Raw genomic sequence first — 1,363 nt, 5'->3', positions numbered from 1 at the left:
CAAGCACAACCTAATGCAGGAACAAATGGTACTTTAACAGTTTGTCAAGGTACAACACCTACAAATGCGCAATTATTTGCACAATTAGGAGGCACGCCAACAGCAGGAGGAAGTTGGACAAATTCAGGTTTAGTTTATACTTATACTGTTGCTGCAATTGCTCCATGTACAACAAATGCTTCAGCTACTGTTACTGTAACAGAGCAAGCACAACCTAATGCAGGAACAAATGGTACTTTAACAGTTTGTCAAGGTACAACTCCTACAAATGCGCAATTATTTGCACAATTAGGAGGAACGCCAACTGCTGGAGGAACATGGACGAATTCAGGTTTAGTTTATACTTATACTATAAATGCAATATCTCCTTGTACGGGGTTCGATACGTCTACAGTTACTGTAGTAGTTCAGCCTAAACCTAATGCAGGAACAAATGGTACTTTAACAGTTTGTCAAGGTACAACTCCTACAAATGCGCAATTATTTGCACAATTAGGAGGAACGCCAACTGCTGGAGGAACATGGACGAATTCAGGTTTAGTTTATACTTATACTATAAATGCAATATCTCCTTGTACGGGGTTCGATACGTCTACAGTTACTGTAGTAGTTCAGCCTAAACCTAATGCAGGAACAAATGGTACTTTAACAGTTTGTCAAGGTACAACTCCTACAAATGCGCAATTATTTGCACAATTAGGAGGAACGCCAACTGCTGGAGGAACATGGACGAATTCAGGTTTAGTTTATACTTATACCGTTACTGCGATAGCACCTTGTGCATTAAATGCAACGGCTACAGTTACTGTTACAGAACAACCGCAACCAATTGCAGGAACTGATGGAACTTTAACAATCTGTCAAGGTACAACGCCTACAAATGCACAATTATTCGCACAATTAGGTGGTACGCCAACAGCAGGAGGAAGTTGGACAAATTCTGGTTTAGTTTATACTTATACAATAAATGCAATAGCACCTTGTACGGGAACCGATACTGCTATAGTTACTGTAACAGAACAAGCTCCACCGAACGCAGGAACAGATGGAACTTTGAGAGTTTGTCAAGGTACAACTCCAACTAATGCACAGTTATTTGCTCAGTTAGGAGGAAATCCAAATGCTGGAGGAACATGGAGTAATTCTGGTTTGGTTTATACTTATACTGTTACTGCTATAGCACCTTGTGCCGGAAGAGATACTGCTACAGTTACTGTAACAGAAGAGCCAACTCCACAATTTATCACTCAAATAGCTGATTATTCTATATGTAATGGCGATAATATGAATTTAGCTGTTTTAATAGCTAATAATTCAACTGTTCCAGGTGCTACATTTGAATGGATAGCTACATTTAATAACA

At 39.3% G+C, this 1,363-nt stretch carries 1 pseudogene; it reads left to right on the top strand.

From position 1 onward, the window contains the following. Window positions 1–1,363 (top strand): annotated as a pseudogene (locus UEQ13_RS00020) (hypothetical protein); the annotation flags it as partial.

Origin of the sequence: Flavobacterium facile (genome assembly GCF_036321945.1) — a bacterium.
GTDB lineage: Bacteria > Bacteroidota > Bacteroidia > Flavobacteriales > Flavobacteriaceae > Flavobacterium > Flavobacterium facile.
The sequence above is the reverse complement of the archived record's forward strand: the minus strand, read 5'-3'. Positions and strand labels throughout refer to the sequence as shown.